Source organism: Mesorhizobium sp. M8A.F.Ca.ET.208.01.1.1 (genome assembly GCF_004791315.1).
Classification (GTDB): Bacteria; Pseudomonadota; Alphaproteobacteria; order Rhizobiales; family Rhizobiaceae; genus Mesorhizobium.
In genome coordinates this window covers 1-498 of record NZ_SRUT01000046.1, presented here as the reverse complement: position 1 = coordinate 498, position 498 = coordinate 1, and the positions used below count along the sequence as shown (strand labels likewise).

At 65.3% G+C, this 498-nt stretch carries 1 pseudogene; it reads right to left on the bottom strand.

What is annotated here, in order from left to right:
• Positions 1–498: pseudogene (locus EN851_RS34200) on the bottom strand (cobyric acid synthase CobQ); the annotation flags it as partial.

The window sequence follows — 498 nt, the reverse complement described above, 5'->3', positions numbered from 1 at the left end:
CACGCTGCCCTCGATGCCGGCGGGATCGCTGACCTTGCGGCCGAGCATCTGGAAGCCGCCGCAGATGCCGACGACATGGCCGCCCCGCTTGCGATGGGCGAGGAGGTCGCGGTCCCAGCCATTCTCCCGGAACTTCAAGAGATCGCCGATCGTCGACTTCGAGCCGGGAATGACCACCAATCCCGCATCCGCGGGCAGCGGCTTTCCGGGCGGCACGAACACCACCTCGACCTGCGGCTCGGCTTTCAGTGGATCGAGATCGTCGAAATTGGCGATGCGCGCCAGCATCGGCACCGCCACCTTCAGCGCCCGTTTCTCGCCGGAAGCGAGGCGTTCGAGCACGACCGAATCCTCGGATGGCAGCCGGCCGGCCGCCTTCAACCATGGTACGACGCCGAAGCAGCGCCAGCCGGTGAACTTTTCGATCGCCTTGATGCCGTCGTCGAACAACGAGACATCGCCACGGAACTTGTTGATGAGGTAGCCGGCGATCATGCG